Annotated in this window: 12 protein-coding genes and 2 other RNA genes; 8 read left to right on the top strand and 6 right to left on the bottom strand. The window is 45.2% G+C overall.

What is annotated here, in order from left to right:
- The first annotated feature begins 80 nt into the window (after positions 1 to 80).
- Positions 81 to 842: a hypothetical protein gene (locus tag EA408_10105; protein ID TVR71005.1), complete on the top strand. Its 762-nt coding sequence runs from the start codon at positions 81 to 83 to the stop codon at positions 840 to 842.
- Positions 843 to 864: 22 nt separating this feature from the next.
- On the opposite strand, the gene ssrA is transcribed toward EA408_10105, so the two are convergent.
- Positions 865 to 1260: a transfer-messenger RNA gene (gene ssrA / locus EA408_10100) on the bottom strand.
- 96 nt (positions 1261 to 1356) lie between these two features.
- Here ssrA and EA408_10095 point away from each other — a divergent pair.
- Positions 1357 to 2559 carry an alanine dehydrogenase gene (locus EA408_10095; GenBank protein ID TVR71004.1) on the top strand — a complete coding sequence of 401 codons (1203 nt, stop codon included), beginning with the start codon at positions 1357 to 1359 and terminating at the stop codon, positions 2557 to 2559.
- 42 nt (positions 2560 to 2601) lie between these two features.
- On the opposite strand, the gene rpe is transcribed toward EA408_10095, so the two are convergent.
- Both rpe and EA408_10085 read right to left on the bottom strand, forming a co-directional pair.
- A complete protein-coding gene (gene rpe / locus EA408_10090) occupies positions 2602 to 3267 on the bottom strand; it encodes a ribulose-phosphate 3-epimerase (protein TVR71003.1) in 666 nt (221 codons plus the stop codon).
- A gap of 50 nt (positions 3268 to 3317) precedes the next feature.
- The gene (locus EA408_10085; GenBank protein ID TVR71002.1) at positions 3318 to 4178 is read right to left on the bottom strand and encodes an RNA polymerase sigma factor RpoD/SigA; all 861 of its coding nucleotides are present in this window, start codon (positions 4176 to 4178) and stop codon (positions 3318 to 3320) included.
- Between the two features lie 335 nt (positions 4179 to 4513).
- Between EA408_10085 and EA408_10080 the strand changes: the two genes are divergently transcribed.
- The 6 genes from EA408_10080 to EA408_10055 all read left to right on the top strand — a co-directional run bounded on the left by EA408_10080 (position 4514) and on the right by EA408_10055 (position 14284).
- Positions 4514 to 6166 (top strand): transcription termination factor Rho, encoded by a 1653-nt coding sequence (locus tag EA408_10080; GenBank protein TVR71001.1) that lies wholly within the window; start codon positions 4514 to 4516, stop codon positions 6164 to 6166.
- Positions 6167 to 6387: 221 nt separating this feature from the next.
- Positions 6388 to 9921, top strand: coding sequence for a pyruvate:ferredoxin (flavodoxin) oxidoreductase (gene nifJ / locus EA408_10075; GenBank protein TVR71000.1), 3534 nt, complete (start codon positions 6388 to 6390; stop codon positions 9919 to 9921).
- A 110-nt stretch (positions 9922 to 10031) separates the two neighbouring features.
- Positions 10032 to 11045, top strand: coding sequence for a dihydroorotate dehydrogenase-like protein (locus EA408_10070; GenBank protein TVR70999.1), 1014 nt, complete (start codon positions 10032 to 10034; stop codon positions 11043 to 11045).
- A 49-nt stretch (positions 11046 to 11094) separates the two neighbouring features.
- Complete coding sequence (gene ruvX / locus EA408_10065; GenBank protein TVR70998.1) at positions 11095 to 11520, top strand: Holliday junction resolvase RuvX; 426 nt, start codon at positions 11095 to 11097, stop codon at positions 11518 to 11520.
- Entirely contained in the window at positions 11517 to 12068 is a 552-nt protein-coding gene (gene def / locus EA408_10060; GenBank protein TVR70997.1) for a peptide deformylase, read from the top strand. The genes ruvX and def overlap by 4 nt, the downstream gene beginning before the upstream one ends.
- An 83-nt stretch (positions 12069 to 12151) precedes the next feature.
- Complete coding sequence (locus tag EA408_10055) at positions 12152 to 14284, top strand: ComEC family competence protein (protein TVR70996.1); 2133 nt, start codon at positions 12152 to 12154, stop codon at positions 14282 to 14284.
- Positions 14285 to 14298: 14 nt separating this feature from the next.
- Here EA408_10055 and EA408_10050 read toward each other — a convergent pair whose 3' ends face one another.
- The 3 genes from EA408_10050 to ffs all read right to left on the bottom strand — a co-directional run bounded on the left by EA408_10050 (position 14299) and on the right by ffs (position 15752).
- Positions 14299 to 14913, bottom strand: a complete 615-nt coding sequence (locus tag EA408_10050) for a threonylcarbamoyl-AMP synthase (protein ID TVR71052.1) — start codon at positions 14911 to 14913, stop codon at positions 14299 to 14301.
- A gap of 17 nt (positions 14914 to 14930) precedes the next feature.
- Positions 14931 to 15587, bottom strand: a complete 657-nt coding sequence (gene fsa, locus EA408_10045; GenBank protein ID TVR70995.1) for a fructose-6-phosphate aldolase — start codon at positions 15585 to 15587, stop codon at positions 14931 to 14933.
- 65 nt (positions 15588 to 15652) lie between these two features.
- Positions 15653 to 15752: signal recognition particle sRNA small type (gene ffs, locus EA408_10040), an RNA gene on the bottom strand.
- Positions 15753 to 15772: the final 20 nt, after the last annotated feature.

The raw sequence follows: 15772 nt of genomic DNA, 5'->3' as shown, positions 1-15772 counted from the left end.
TGTCTGCAAAGATTTATCCGGGAATAGGTATATTTACCTGATTGGACCGTTATTAATTATTTTGATTCATTAATTCCATTATGTTCAAGTACTCCGGTTATTTAACCGCTTTAGTAGTGGCGGTCGTCCTGCTTAAGACTTCAGGATGTGAGAAGGATGAAGATCCCAACGGTGATGAAAAACTCAGGATCGAGACCGGCGCAGTTATGGATGCCCAGGAAAATGTTTATGTAACGGTAAGAATAGGCGACCAGTGGTGGATGGCTGAAAACCTTCGTGTGACTGTTTATAATGACGGAACTGAAATCCCAAATCCGGAAGATGATAACGAATGGATGTTGGCGGGGGAAGGCGCATATGTTTTTTATAACAATGACAGGAACCTTGCCGGGGAATTTGGTGCTTTATACAACTGGCATGCAGTTGTTGATGAAAAAGGAATTTGTCCTGCAGGATGGGGTGTTCCGTCGGACGGGGACTGGCAGGAACTGGAAAGATACCTTGGAATGAATGAAGATGAGGTTGGGCTGACAGGCCTCAGGGGAGACACCGAGGGAGGCATGCTTAAGGATACCGGTATTCAGATATGGAGCATCCCCAATGTCGGAGCAACGAATGAGACCGGTTTCTCAGCCCTTCCGGCAGGGAGCAGGCAGGTCGAGCCAATAGTTTTTTTTGATTTTTTTACTGAGGAAACATATTTCTGGACATCAACTGTTTCTGGTGATAATAACGCATGGAGCCGGGGCCTGACATTCAAGACATCAGGAATATTCAGAGATGGAGCTGATAAAAGGAGCGGCTACAGTGTGAGGTGTCTGAAAAAACAGGCCACCCCGTGAACAGGGTGGCCTGGGTAATCTTTTGTGGAGCTGGAGGGAATCGAACCCTCGTCCAAACAAGGAACCGATATGGTTTCTACATGCTTAGTCTGTTATTTATTGTCGGGTAGCGGACCGGCAACAGACAACCTATCCATACCTTATTCCCTTGAATTCTCACCCGGGGTGCGGGAATATCCCCAGGCCAGCCCAATCTTACCGGTGCCTCTTAACCAAAAACCGTTGGGCGTGGTTTTTGAGAGACAGCCTGTCTGCGATCCTTGACCGCAGATTATGCATAGATCTTCTTAAGACTATGCTGCAAGCGCGTAGTTATTCTCGCCGTTTAATAGTTTGCACAAAAAGTTTTACGAGCTTATATGCGTTGCTCGGCATGCTTGCATACCTGCCCGGCTTGCTGTCAAAACCAGTCAGCCCCAAGCAATATGCAAAGGTACAAAAACCCTGCCAATTTATCATAAGTTTATTATACCATAATTATTCGCTAAATTCGTTATTTTCGTAAAAAAAAGTCATGCATATTGGCATATTAAAAGAGACAAAAGTCCCTGTCGACAGGCGAACGGCGCTCACTCCCGGCAAAGCTGTTGAACTGATGAAGCAGTATCCTGAATTCAAGATAACAGCTCAAAGTAGTGATATCAGGTGCTTTGATGATGATGAGTACTCAGCTTCCGGTATACCTGTCAGTAAAGACCTTTCTGATTGTGACCTGCTTGTAGGTGTTAAAGAGGTTGCTGTTTCATGCCTCATCCCGGGAAAGACCTACCTCTTCTTCTCACACACCGCAAAGAAGCAGTCGTACAACAGGAAATTACTGCAGGAGATAGTAAGTAATAAAATAACACTTGTCGACTATGAATACCTTAGCGGTAATGATAATTTAAGACTGGTCGGTTTTGGCCGGTGGGCTGGTATGGTTGGCGCATATAACGGTTTGAGGGGGTTGGGGCTACGTAACAGACTTTTTGATTTGAAGCCGGCCTGGCGATGTCACGACATGTCGGAAATGATGTCAGAGCTGAAAAAAGTCACTTTGCCACCGGTAAAGATACTGATAACCGGAGGGGGGCGGGTTGCCAGTGGAGCTATGGAGACACTGGATCAGCTCGGATATGATATAGTGGATCCGGAAGAGTATATGCAGGGAAGTTTCAGTAAACCGGTGGTATGCCGGCTTGATCCATGGCATTATGTCAGGAGGAGGGATGGAGAGGATTTTGACTTGCAACATTTTTTCTATTACCCCGAGGAATATGAGTCGGTTTTCTATCCATACAGTACAGAAACTGATCTTTTTATTCCCTGCCATTACTGGGATCCGCGTTCTCCTGTATTCCTCGAAAAGGAAGATTACCTAAAACCCGGTTTCAGAATATCTGTAATTGCTGATGTAAGTTGTGATATAGGCAAACCTATTGCCTCTACAATTCGCGCATCTGCTATCGATGAACCATTCTACGGTTATGACCCGGTTAAGGGTATTGAGGATGAACCATTCGACAGGAAAAATATTACAGTAATGGCTGTTGACAATCTTCCGGGTGAACTTCCCCGTGATGCTTCGGAGGAGTTTTCGGAGAAACTTGTCGAGAGCGTATTTCCTGCATTCCTGAATGACAGGGACGGTATAATTGAACGGGCTACAATTGTAAGGGAGGGCGGACTGACCCGGAGTTTTTCGTACCTGGAGGATTTTCTTGCTGGAAGGGAATAGATCCCTGCATCCGGTTGGTAGCCGTAAGGTTCTGCAAGGTTTTTACACAATTGTATCGCTTGCTGATTTTAGTTTTCTTATTGTTTCAGCTGGATCATCGGAACTGAATATGGTATTTCCTGCAACAAGAATATCTGTCCCTGCCTTAACCAGTCTGGGTGCATTTTCCAGATCTACACCGCCGTCCACCTGTATCAGTGCCGATGAACCTGTCTCTGTGATAAGTTTACGGAGCTTGGTTATCTTGCTGTAACTGCTTTCAATGAAAGTTTGTCCTCCAAATCCGGGGTTTACAGTCATTATAAGGACCAGATCAAGGTCAGGCAGGATCTCTTCCATCAATGACACAGGGGTATGCGGATTTAACGATACCCCGGCTTTCATTCCCAGTTCCCTTATTTCCCTTACTGTGCTGTGCAGATGAGTAACAGCTTCATAATGAACGGTTAATACAGAAGCTCCGGCCTGTCTGAAACGCCTGATGTATTTTTGGGGGTTAACCATCATCAGGTGCACATCAAGGGGTTTTCGGGCTTTTTTATTTATTGCATCGAGGACGGGAAATCCGATACTGAGGTTGGGCACGAAGACTCCGTCCATAATATCGATATGAAACCAGTCCGCTACCGACCCGTTTAAGATTTCTATATCGGCATCAAGATTGCCAAAGTTGGCTGCGAGTAATGATGGTGCTATCAATGGTTCCATTTACAGGTATTAACTGTGCGCCGGCCGAACGGCAAGGATGTTAAAAAAAATTACAGGTATGTTTTCAGGATCTTGTTTTTTGTCGAATGTTTCAGCCTTTTGATTGCTTTTTCCTTGATCTGTCTTACTCTCTCCCTTGTAAGGTTAAAAGCTTCACCAATCTCTTCAAGTGTGTGCGGATGTTTACCGTTCAGGCCGAAGTAGAGTCTGACGATATTGGCTTCACGGTATGTCAGGGTTGACAATGCTCTTTCGATCTCTTTTCTGAGCGATTCGATCAGCAGTTCACGGTCGGGTTCCGGTATATTGTCGGTCAGCAGGACATCATACATGTTCCCTTCTTCATCGGGGTTTAGCGGGGCATCCATTGAAACATGCCTTCCTGATGTTTTCAGGGATTCCTTAACATCTTTCGGGGCAAGTTCCAGCGCCTGGGCTATTTCCAGTATTGAGGGCTCTCTTTCGAATTTCTGTTCAAGCTCGGAGAAGGTCCGGTTAATTTTATTGATATAACCGATCTTGTTAAGGGGGAGCCTGACAATTCTGGCCTGTTCGGCAAGGGCCTGGAGGATTGATTGCCTGATCCACCATACTGCGTAAGAGATAAATTTAAACCCCCTTGTTTCGTCAAATCTCTGTGCAGCCTTTATCAGTCCGAGATTTCCTTCGTTAATGAGATCGGGCAGACTTAGCCCTTGGTTCTGGTATTGTTTTGATACAGAAACGACAAATCTGAGGTTCGCTTTTATAAGGAGGTCAAGAGCCTTTTCGTCGCCATTTCTGATTTTACGGGCAAGTTCCACCTCCTCTTCGGCCGAGATCAGCTCAACTTTTGCAATCTCATGCAGGTATTTGTCCAGTGATGGTGTTTCCCTGTTTGTAACCTGTTTGATGATTTTAAGCTGCCTCATTAATTATTGGGAGTTTTGTATATTCTTTCTTTTACGTTTAATCCCGGGTAAAGGTTGCGTGCACTATAAATTTTTTGATTTACCGGAAAATATATTATCTTTGTCTTTCATAACAAACATATGCAATAGTTCCTGAAAAAACGCAATCCGAAGTTAAAAATAACTTTTTTTTTCTGCTTTTTGCTTATTTTACAGAATTACTTATTATTGCAAAAATTTTCCTCACTTGTATTGCACTACAGTTTTATTCCCTGGTTGTCTTATACCAAAAGCCGGAAACTACCGGTGATTTGTAGATAAATACTTATTTAAAATAATTAATTCCAGTTGAACATATGTATGATATTCTTGAACTGAACAAGAAACTTGTTCCTGAACTGCGTGAGATTGCCAAAGAGCTTGATATTAAGCGCGTTGAATCTTTGAAAAAGCAGGATCTTATTTATAAGATACTTGACCAGCAGGCGATCAAAACTTCAGAAAAAGATGTTGAGAGAAGCAAAGTGGCCCCGAAGAGCCAGCAGGGTCAGGGTACCGGAAAACGGCGTGGAAGGCCTCCTAAAATGAAAAAGATCACCGAGGATCAGTTTGATGAAAAGAAATCTGGTGAAAGAACTGCCGGCGAAGCTGAGAATACCCAAAAAGTGACATCCGAGGCATCCAGGGACGATCTGAAGGTTGGCCACGCCTCTGAAAAACCTGCAAAGCAGGTTAAAGAAGGAAAGCCTCCCAAACAGCACGGAGATAATAAACCCAGGCCCAAGGCAAGGGGTGAGGACAAATCTCAACAGCCTGAGCGGCAGGGTAAGGAGGGTTTTCACAAAAAACAGCAGTTTGAAAGGAAGAGCAGTCCACGTGAATATGATTTTGACGGGATAATTACTGCTTCAGGATTGCTGGAGATAATGCCTGATGGTTATGGTTTCCTGCGTTCATCAGATTATAATTATCTGAACAGCCCCGATGATGTTTATGTTTCCCAGTCGCAGATTAAGCTTTTCGGACTAAAAACGGGCGATACCGTTCAGGGAACAATCCGTCCGCCGAAAGACGGTGAAAAGTATTTTCCCCTCATCAAAGTTGAAATGATCAACGGACGTACACCCGACTTTATAAGAGACCGTGTTCCTTTTGATTACCTCACTCCGCTGTTTCCTGATTCGAAATTCACTCTTGTTAGTGAAAAGAGTAATAGTTTATCTGCCCGCATAGTAGATCTGTTTGCTCCGATAGGGAAAGGCCAGAGGGGACTTATAGTGGCACAGCCCAAAACAGGAAAGACAGTACTGCTGAAGGAAATTGCAAATGCCATCGCTGCAAATCATCCCGATGTGTATATGATGATACTGCTTATAGATGAGCGGCCCGAAGAGGTCACCGACATGGCCAGAAGCGTTAGGGGTGAGGTTGTGTCATCCACATTTGACGAACCTGCTGACAGGCATGTGAGGGTTGCCAATATGGTCATAGAGAAAGCAAAAAGGATGGTGGAATGCGGACATGATGTGGTCATTCTGCTTGACTCGATAACCCGTCTCGCCAGGGCCTTCAATACCGTCTCACCTGCTTCAGGCAAGGTGCTTTCAGGTGGTGTGGATGCCAATGCCCTGCAAAAACCAAAGAGGTTTTTTGGGGCGGCCAGGAATATTGAGAATGGCGGGTCTCTTACGATCCTTGCAACTGCACTTACCGAAACAGGATCGAAAATGGATGATGTGATATTTGAGGAGTTCAAGGGGACAGGTAACATGGAGCTGCAGCTTGACAGGAAGCTCTCCAACAAGCGGGTTTATCCTTCTGTAGATGTAAATCTTTCAAGTACAAGGAGAGAGGACCTGCTGCTTGATAAGGAGATGATGAACAAGATATGGATACTCCGTAACTATCTTTCAGATATGAACCCGGTTGAATCAATGGAGTTCCTGCGTGATCGCATAGCAAAGACCAACTCCAATGAAGAGTTCCTTATCTCGATGAACAGCGAATAGCCTTTTTCCGGAACTATACCGCAGACGGCAGTCAGTATTGATATTTAACATAAATACCGCATGATGACAGTCCATTGTGGGCGGAGACATTATGAGTAATGTCATGTTAATTTTTGTCTCTATTTTATAATTTTGCTGATCGCCGGATTTCCGGAAAAATCAAAGATGCTGAAGCCAAACTTATTACCGATAATACTAACCAACTAATTGAATTATTGAATATGACTAAAAAGAAGAAATTCATTACTTGCGACGGGAACTATGCAGCTGCTCATGTTGCCTATATGTTTAGTGAGGTTGCTGCGATATACCCTATTACACCTTCATCAAACATGGCTGAGAACGTTGATGAATGGGCTGCTAATGAAAGAAAGAATATATTCGGAGAAGTTTTAAAGGTTGTTGAGATGCAGTCAGAAGGTGGTGCAGCAGGAGCTGTTCACGGATCATTGCAGTCCGGCGCCCTTACTACCACATTTACCGCTTCCCAGGGTCTTTTGCTTATGATCCCGAACATGTTCAAAATATCTGGTGAGCTGCTTCCGGGCGTCTTTCATGTCAGTGCCCGCAGTCTCGCAGCACAGGCCCTGTCAATTTTCGGTGATCACAGTGATGTTATGAGTACCCGGCAAACCGGGTTTGCACTTCTTGCTACAGGCAGCGTTCAGGAGATCATGGATATAGGAGCTGTAGCTCATCTTGCCTCAATAAAGACCAGGATACCTTTCCTGCATTTTTTCGATGGGTTCCGTACCTCACATGAGATCCAGAAGGTTGAGCCCTGTGACCAGGATGAGATGGCCAGGCTTCTTGATATGGATGCAGTCCAGGCTTTCCGTGAAAGGGCTCTTAATCCCGAGCACCCTGTTACCAGGGGTACCGCACAGAACCCAGATATCTATTTCCAGTCACGCGAAGCAGCAAACAAATTCTACGATGTTGTACCTGATGTTGTAGAGGAATATATGCAGGAGATCACGAAAATCACTGGAAGGGAATACCATCCATTCACATATTATGGTGCACCCGATGCAACTGATATAGTTGTTGCAATGGGATCGATCACAGATACGATCAAGGAGACAATTGACCATATCAATAAAAATGGCGGAAAAACAGGCCTTATCACAGTACATCTATACCGACCGTTCTCATCAAAATACTTTATGAAGGTATTGCCCAAGTCGGTTAAAAGAATTGCCGTGCTTGACAGGACCAAGGAACCGGGAGCAAATGGTGAACCTCTTTATCTTGATGTTAAGGACCTGTTTTACGGACAAACCGGCGCTCCTGTGATCGTAGGCGGCCGTTACGGACTGAGTTCAAAGGATACCACTCCTGCCATGATCCTTTCAGTTTTCGAGAACCTGAAGCTCCCTGAACCTAAAAATCGCTTTACTGTCGGGATAATAGATGATGTAACTTTCCATTCCCTGCCCCTTATGAAAGAAATAGATGTTTCGCCAGAGGGTAATTATGCTGCAAAATTCTTCGGCATAGGAGCAGACGGTACTGTTGGTGCAAACAAGAACTCAATCATTATCATTGGCGATACAACAGATAAGTTTGCACAGGCTTATTTTGCATATGACTCAAAGAAATCGGGGGGGATAACTGTTTCGCATCTCAGGTTTGGCGACAAGCCCATCCGTTCACCATACCTTGTTAATACAGCCGATTTTGTTGCGTGCCACGTTCCGGCATATCTTGATAAATATGATCTCCTGAAGGGACTGAAGAAGGGAGGAACCTTCCTGCTGAACAGCATTTGGGATATTGAGGAGACAAAAAAGAAACTGCCTGTCCGTATGAAGAAGTATATGGCTGAGAATGACATCGGTTTCTACATGATCAATGCAACAAACATAGCAGAAGAAATAGGCCTCGGCGGCAGAACCAATACCATAATGCAATCCGCATTCTTCAAAATATCTGAAGTAATTCCTTACGAGAAGGCGGTTGAAGAGATGAAAAAGGCTATTATCAAGTCATTTGGCATGAAAGGGGAGGAGATCGTTGCAATGAACAATGCTGCAGTCGATCGTGGAGGTGACGTAATCAAGGTTGATATACCTGCAGAATGGAAAGATCTTGATGACAGCAAACCTGAAGATAAAAGGGATATTCCTGACTTCATAAAGAATATTATGGAGCCCATCAATGCACAGAATGGCGACAGCCTGCCGGTCAGTTCATTTGTTGACCGTGAGGATGGTACATTCCCAGCTGGTACAACTGCTTATGAGAAGCGTGGTATTGCGGTTCATGTACCGAAATGGATACCCGAGAACTGCATTCAGTGCAACCAGTGTTCCTATGTATGCCCTCACTCAGTGATCCGCCCCTTCCTTCTTACAGAAAAGGAGGTGAAGAATGCTCCTGAAGGTACAGAAACTATTAAGGGGATTGGGGGAACCAAGGATTACCAGTACCGTATGCAGATCAGTCCCCTCGATTGTACAGGCTGCGGTAACTGCGTTGATGTTTGTCCCTCCAAGAAAAAAGCGCTGGTCATGGAGTCCCTTGATTCACAGATGGTCGAGGATACGCGTTGGGAATACATGCATAACAAGGTGGGATATAAGGATACTGTGCTTGAAAAAGAAAAGTCCGTTAAGAACAGCCAGTTTGCTCAGCCGTTGTTTGAGTTTTCAGGTGCCTGTGCAGGTTGTGGTGAAACTCCTTACATCAAGCTGATTACCCAGCTTTACGGCGACCGGATGATGATAGCCAATGCAACCGGATGCTCTTCAATATACGGAGGTTCAGCACCTTCCACACCTTATACCGTTAACAAAAACGGTCACGGGCCAGCATGGGCCAATTCACTTTTCGAAGACAATGCTGAATATGGCTATGGTATGTTTCTTGGGGTAAAACAGATGCGGACACGGATTGAAGGGCTTATGAAAAGAGCACTTGAAGGTGAGTTGCCACCGAAGGTTAAGGAGGCATTTACAGAGTGGCTGGAATCTAAGGATGACGGTGAGAAATCAAAGGTGGCCTCTGAAAAAGTTAAAGAGGTCCTCAAGGATAAAAAAGATGAGATCTCAGTCGAGATCATGAAACTGAAGCAGTACCTGGTGAAAAAATCCATATGGGTATTCGGTGGTGACGGCTGGGCATATGATATTGGATATGGCGGACTTGACCATGTTATAGCATCAGGTGATGATATTAATATGCTGGTTATGGATACCGAGGTATACAGTAACACCGGAGGCCAGGCATCCAAATCAACACCGGTCGGTGCGGTTGCCAAATTTGCCGCAGCAGGAAAAAGAATCCGTAAGAAGGATCTCGGGATCATGGCTATGAGCTACGGATACGTTTATGTTGCCCAGGTGGCGATGGGAGCAAGCCAGTCCCAGTTCTTCAAGGCTGTTAAAGAGGCTGAGGCTTATCCGGGGCCCTCAGTGATAATTGCTTATTCTCCCTGTATTAATCACGGTTTAAGAGGCGGCATGGGCAAGACCATGGAGGAGAGTAAGCTTGCAGTTGAGGCAGGCTACTGGACCAACTGGAGGTACAATCCATTACTTGAGCAGGAAGGGAAGAATCCTTTTGTAATAGATTCTAAAGAGCCTGATTTCAGTAAATTCCAGGACTTCCTTAAATCAGAGGTGCGGTATACATCACTTCAGAAGGCTTTCCCGGATGTCGCTGGTGAGTTGTTCAAGGCAGCTGAAGAAAATGCAAAATGGAGGCACAAGAGTTATGTAAGAATGGCATCAATGGATTTCTCAACAGTTTAATGATGATTATACAGATAAAAAGGGCGGCTTCTTTAAAGCCGCTTTTTTTTTGAACCAAGTTTGTTGTAAATTGTTTTTATTTTAGGATTGTTAAACTAAAAATTGATATTATGGCCGATCTGAAGACCAGTTTTATGGGAATAGATGTTAAAAATCCAATAGTAGTTGGTGCCTGTAATTTATCCCAAAACCCTGAAACACTTATCCAGCTTGAAAAAGCCGGTGCAGCCGCAGTTGTTTACAAATCGCTTTTCGAAGAGCAGATACAGTATGAGAGAATCCAAATGAATGAATCTATGCATGAGTTTGATGACAGGCATGCAGAGATGACCAGCATTCATCCAAATCTCGAACACGGAGGGCCGAAAGAGTACCTCCTGGAGTTGAAAAAAGCTAAGGAAAGTGTATCAATACCGTTAATAGCCAGTCTGAATGCTGTTTACAAGGAGACCTGGGTCGAATATGCACAATTAATTCAGGAAACCGGCGTCGACGGAATTGAGCTCAATTTCTACTCCGTTCCGAAAGACGCCGAAACTGATGCTGTCGCTATTGAGAACAAGCAGATTGATATTCTCAGGGCAGTTAAAAAAGTGGTGAATATACCTGTTGCAGTCAAGATCGGCCCCTTCTATTCCAATCCTCTGCATGTTGTGTCGGAGATGGATAAGGTCGGCGTAAACGGGTTCGTGCTTTTCAACAGGCTGTTTCAGCCCGATATCAGCACTAATGAACAGAACCACACTTATCCGTTTTTCCTCAGCAGAGAGGGAGACTACCGGCTTCCGCTCAGATTTGCCGGTCTGCTTTATAAGCATGTCAAGGGCAATATTTGCGGTAATACAGGTATTTATGCCGGTGAGGATGTTGCCAAAATGATTCTGGCCGGGGCTGATTGTGTGCAGGTTGTCAGCGCTATTTACAGGAACAAGCCTGCTCATATCAGCAAAATGCTGAAAGACCTTGAGGCCTGGATGGATTCAAAATCCTACGGCTCAATAAGCGACTTCAGGGGGAAGCTCTCCAAGTCAGAGGTCGGTGATCCCTTTGCCTATTCCCGGGCACAGTATGTCGACATACTTATGAAACCCGAAGAGATTATGAAGAAATACCCGGTGGTATAAAAACTTCTGAATTTGTATTTTTGCAGTCTGAAGCATAAATATCAGACCTATGGGAAGGATAATGGCACTGGATGTGGGGCAGAAAAGAATTGGGCTTGCTGTTACCGATCCACTTGGGATAATTGCAACCGGACTGGCTACTGTTAATATTGCAGAGGTATTTGAGTACCTTGAGCAGTACACGAATGAAGAAGAAGTTGATCTTTTTGTTGTAGGCATGCCCGTTCAGATGAACAACAGCCCGTCAGGTGCCGTACAGTTTATTGAACCTTTCGTGCGTAAGCTGAAAAAGAAATTCCCGGCAATACCTGTAAGGTTTATTGATGAGAGGTTTACCTCGAAAATTGCTATGCAGACAATGATTGAGGCTGGTACCGGTAAGAAGGCGAGGAGGGACAAGGCTACAATCGACAGAATAAGTGCCGTAATAATGCTTCAGTCCTTTATTGACAGTGAAAATAATCTGACCAGATGATATTGCCGGTTTTTTTGTACGGATCTCCGGTCCTCCGGAAGGTGGCCGCAGATATACCTGAAGACTATGAGGGTCTTGATGAACTTGTTGAATCTCTTTTTGAGACCATGTACAGCAGTGAGGGAGTCGGACTGGCGGCCCCCCAGGTGGGTAAATCATTGCGTATATTTGTTGTTGATGCATCGCCTCTTGAAGAGGATGACCCCTCCCTGAAGGATTTTAAAAAGGTATTCATTAACCCTGTAATTACTTCATATGAAGGTGAGTTGTCGACATATAATGAGGGATGCCTCAGCATACCCGAGATAAGGGAGGATGTTGACAGGGAAACAGCCATACGCATCCGTTACTGTGATACCGGGTTCAAATACAAAGAAGAGTATTACGATGGTATTGCCGCGAGGATAATTCAGCATGAATATGATCACCTTGAAGGAAGGCTTTTTACCGATATGATTTCGCCGATCAGAAAGCGGCTCCTGAAAAGAAAACTCACCTCAATAAGCAAAGGACGGGTGGATGTCAAATACCGCGTAAAGCATCTCTGACCTGACAGTTTTTTATTAAGTCATATTGATTTTAACGGCGGTTTTCGCTAACTTTATTAAAGAAGTGAATATAAACGTCTGTTATGGGCTTGCCATCGCCGTTGAATGGTTTGCCGGTATTCCGGCTGCTGGTGCCTTTCTGCCTGGGCATAGCTGTGCAGCATCATACTAACCTGCCATTAGCGATTACCATTCCGGCATGCGGCCTGAGTTTTATCCTGGTAATTGTACTCAGGATAACCGGTATTTCAAGACGTTTCGGGAAAGACTTCCTGGGAGGTCTTGCATTGGTATTGTTCATGTTTTTATTTTCTATTTCCCTTACGGGGAAAAGAACGCAGGCATTTTCGTTCATCGATATTCCCTATGGTGAGGGTTATTTTGTTGTACGGGTTACTGCTCCTCCCGGGGAGCGTGAGCGGACAACCCGGGTAATTGTTGAACCTGTTCTGTATATAGGCAACGGGGAGGTATTGTCTGTCAGGGGACGGGCCCTGGCATGGTTCGAAAGGGACAGCCTTACAGGGTTGCTTCGCACAGGTGACAGGGTCGTTATGGCAAACAAGTTCAACCCCGTAAGAAACTATGGAAACCCTTTTGAATTTGATTACAGAGGTTTTCTGCAAAACCAGGGCATATACGGTGAGACATATGTTCCTTCCGGCACCTGGTTTTTCACCTCCGCTGGCGGGAGAGGCGGGGCCCGTATATATGCAGGAAAGGTCCGTGAGCGGCTTCTGGGGGTTTTGCGTGAATATGTTACCGGCGTTAACGAGTATGCAGTTGCCGGTGCGTTGATCCTTGGCCACAGGCAGGACCTGGACAGGAGGCTGAGGGACAGCTATGCGGCATCAGGGGCTATGCATGTGCTTGCTGTGTCAGGCCTTCATGTCGGCATCATCTATATGGTTGTCCAATGGCTTCTTGGTTTTATGAAGAAAACAAGTCTGTTGCGTATAGCCAGGCCATTGATCATTTTGGGAGTCATATGGTCATATGCGTTGATTACAGGCCTTTCCCCTTCTGTTACACGTGCGGCTAACATGTTTTCCTTTGTTACCTTTGCGGTATACCTTGGAAGAAAATCGGTGATAATTAACACCCTGGCCTGTTCGGCACTGGTGCAGCTGCTGATGAATCCTCTGGAGCTGTTCCTGGCCGGATTTCAGCTCTCCTATATGGCCGTTACGGGAATTGTGCTGTGCCAGCCTGCTGTCTATTCCCTGGCAAAGTTTAAAAACCGGGTGGCCGACCGGTTATGGGCGCTGACAGCAGTGTCATTATCGGCACAGGTTGCAATATTCCCCCTGATCATATATCATTTCAACCATTTTCCGAACCTGTTTCTTGTAACCAATCTCTTCGCGGTGCCGCTGGCGATTTTAATTCTGTATAGCGGACTGGCAATGATTGCCGTATCCTTTTTTCCATATCTGGCATCTGCTTTCGCCATTATACTCAACCTGTCATTGATGATCCTGAATTTCATGACCTCTGCAGTCAGTGCAATTCCTTTCTCCCAGACAAGGGATATTGCTTCAGGTATGCCTGGTATTATTCTCCTGTACGCACTGTTGGTGATGCTCTATTGCTTCTTTTCATCACGGAGATGGGTGTTCATAATTTTTGCAATGGCAATTGCAACTGCCGGGCTCACTTTGAGGGCAGCAACGCTAATATCAAGGTCGGAACAACAGGTGTTCATTGTTTACAATGACAACCGGAATTCTCTTTATGGGTTTGTTTCGGGCAGGGAAAAACTTTTGGTAACAGGTGACGGTTCACAGCTTTCAGCCTTAGAGGTTCCTGCTGCTGCATCATCCGCCTTGAGCGGTATGGGCATCAGGACATACCATGTTGCCGGTAATGATGACCTTTTTGGTATGGCAGACGGTATCCTGCTGAATAATATCAGGGTTGAGGGTGGTTTTGTATCATTTTCAGGGTTACGGATATTTTTTGCCGATGACAGGTATGTGCCGGCAATAATACCGGCGGAGCCTGTCCCTATTGATATCCTGATAATCACAGCAGACTTTCGGGGAAACATGTCAGATCTGCTTGAGCTATTTGATCCATCTGTTGTGGTGACAGATTCTTCCAATGGTTATTTCCGCCTGAAAGAGTTAGAAGGTCAGTGTATCAGGAATGGTGTTTCGATCCACGATGTAACAGTTGCAGGAGCTTTCATGGTTTATCCTTCCGAGGGTATCTGATCACTCTGAAAGTATTAAAGTTTCAGTTCACCGCGTCCCTGGCGTACTATCAGGGGGTCATCGCCTGTGCAGTCGACCACTGTCGAAGGAATGTTATTGCCGAATCCACCATCAATCACAACATCAACGAGCAGCTTGAACTTTTCATGGATCAGCTCGGGGTCGGTGGTGTATTCAAGGACCTCGTCGTCATCGTGAATAGAGGTGGTCAGTATCGGCCTTCCGAACTGCCTGACAATCTCAAGTATGATGTTGTTGTCAGGGATTCTTATTCCGACGGTCTTTTTTTTGTTCTTAAACAGCTTTGGCACGTTGCTGCTGGCAGGAAGGATGAATGTAAACGGACCCGGCAGGTTTTTGCGGAGCATCTTGAAGTAAGAACCGGCTATCGGTTTTGTGTATTCAGACAGGTGTGAAAAATCATGGCATATAAAAGAGAAGTCGGCGTGCTTCAGTTTCAGCTCCTTTATTCTTGCCACCTTTTCCACAGCCTTCGTGTTGTAGATGTCACAACCCAGTCCGTAAACCGTATCGGTGGGATAAATTATAAGTCCCCCCTCCTCAAGTATGCGAACAACCTTTTCTACCGATCTGGCACTTGGATTTGCAGGATGGATCTTCAGCAGCATGCTCATGATGCAGGTTTCTATTTGTTAAGCTTCCTGTGGTCGGCAAGGAATTTTTCCAGTCCGGCATCCGTCAGCGGGTGGTTCAGCAGCCCGGTTATGGCACTCAGGGGGCATGTGGCAACATCGGCGCCGGCTTCCATGCACCTGAGTATATGATTTGTGTTCCTGATCGAGGCAGCTATTATCTCTGTTTCGATACCGTAAATATCAAATATATGAACGATCTGATAGATCAGATCCATTCCGTCCTGTCCTATATCATCAAGCCTTCCTATGAAAGGAGAGACATATGATGCTCCTGCCTTGGCTGCCAGCAGTGCCTGCCCGGCATTGAAAATGAGAGTGCAGTTGGTCCTGATCTTTTGTTTGGTAAGGTGTTTGATCGCTTTTATTCCGTCAGGAATTACAGGTATCTTAACCACGATCTGTTCATGCAGGGAGGCAAGTTTATCTCCTTCGGCTATCATGCCTTCAAATTCGGTTGATATGACTTCGGCGCTAACATCTCCGTCAACTATTTCGCAGATGCTGATATAGTGATCGAGTATGTTCTTCTGACCTGTTATACCCTCTTTTGCCATTAAAGAGGGGTTTGTTGTCACTCCGTCAATTATGCCCATTTCCTGGGCTGTTTTGATCTGCTCAAGATTGGCTGTATCGAGAAAAAACTTCATAGCTCTATGCTTTATTGGTTTGGGTGTAAACTTACACAATTATAGTTTAAAGTTGTACTATAAAAAGTGGGTAAGCTACTTATATCGCACCGCTACAACCGTCTACCCTTGCTTCCTTCCGGACCTGGGGGAGTTCAACGGGAGCTGGCCGTATAAGACTTACCCGGTACAAAGATACTAAAACA

It is taken from the genome of Marinilabiliales bacterium (genome assembly GCA_007695015.1).
Lineage (GTDB): Bacteria > Bacteroidota > Bacteroidia > Bacteroidales > PUMT01 > PXAP01.
This window is presented reverse-complemented; position numbering and strand designations above follow the sequence as displayed.

Coding starts and splice junctions, on each gene's coding strand:
- EA408_10105 (TVR71005.1), top strand. CDS start 81: ATGTTCAAGTACTCCGGTTATTTAACCGCTTTAGTAGTGGCGGTCGTC.
- EA408_10095 (TVR71004.1), top strand. CDS start 1,357: ATGCATATTGGCATATTAAAAGAGACAAAAGTCCCTGTCGACAGGCGA.
- rpe (TVR71003.1), bottom strand. CDS start 3,267: ATGGAACCATTGATAGCACCATCATTACTCGCAGCCAACTTTGGCAAT.
- EA408_10085 (TVR71002.1), bottom strand. CDS start 4,178: ATGAGGCAGCTTAAAATCATCAAACAGGTTACAAACAGGGAAACACCA.
- EA408_10080 (TVR71001.1), top strand. CDS start 4,514: ATGTATGATATTCTTGAACTGAACAAGAAACTTGTTCCTGAACTGCGT.
- nifJ (TVR71000.1), top strand. CDS start 6,388: ATGACTAAAAAGAAGAAATTCATTACTTGCGACGGGAACTATGCAGCT.
- EA408_10070 (TVR70999.1), top strand. CDS start 10,032: ATGGCCGATCTGAAGACCAGTTTTATGGGAATAGATGTTAAAAATCCA.
- ruvX (TVR70998.1), top strand. CDS start 11,095: ATGGGAAGGATAATGGCACTGGATGTGGGGCAGAAAAGAATTGGGCTT.
- def (TVR70997.1), top strand. CDS start 11,517: ATGATATTGCCGGTTTTTTTGTACGGATCTCCGGTCCTCCGGAAGGTG.
- EA408_10055 (TVR70996.1), top strand. CDS start 12,152: ATGGGCTTGCCATCGCCGTTGAATGGTTTGCCGGTATTCCGGCTGCTG.
- EA408_10050 (TVR71052.1), bottom strand. CDS start 14,913: ATGCTGCTGAAGATCCATCCTGCAAATCCAAGTGCCAGATCGGTAGAA.
- fsa (TVR70995.1), bottom strand. CDS start 15,587: ATGAAGTTTTTTCTCGATACAGCCAATCTTGAGCAGATCAAAACAGCC.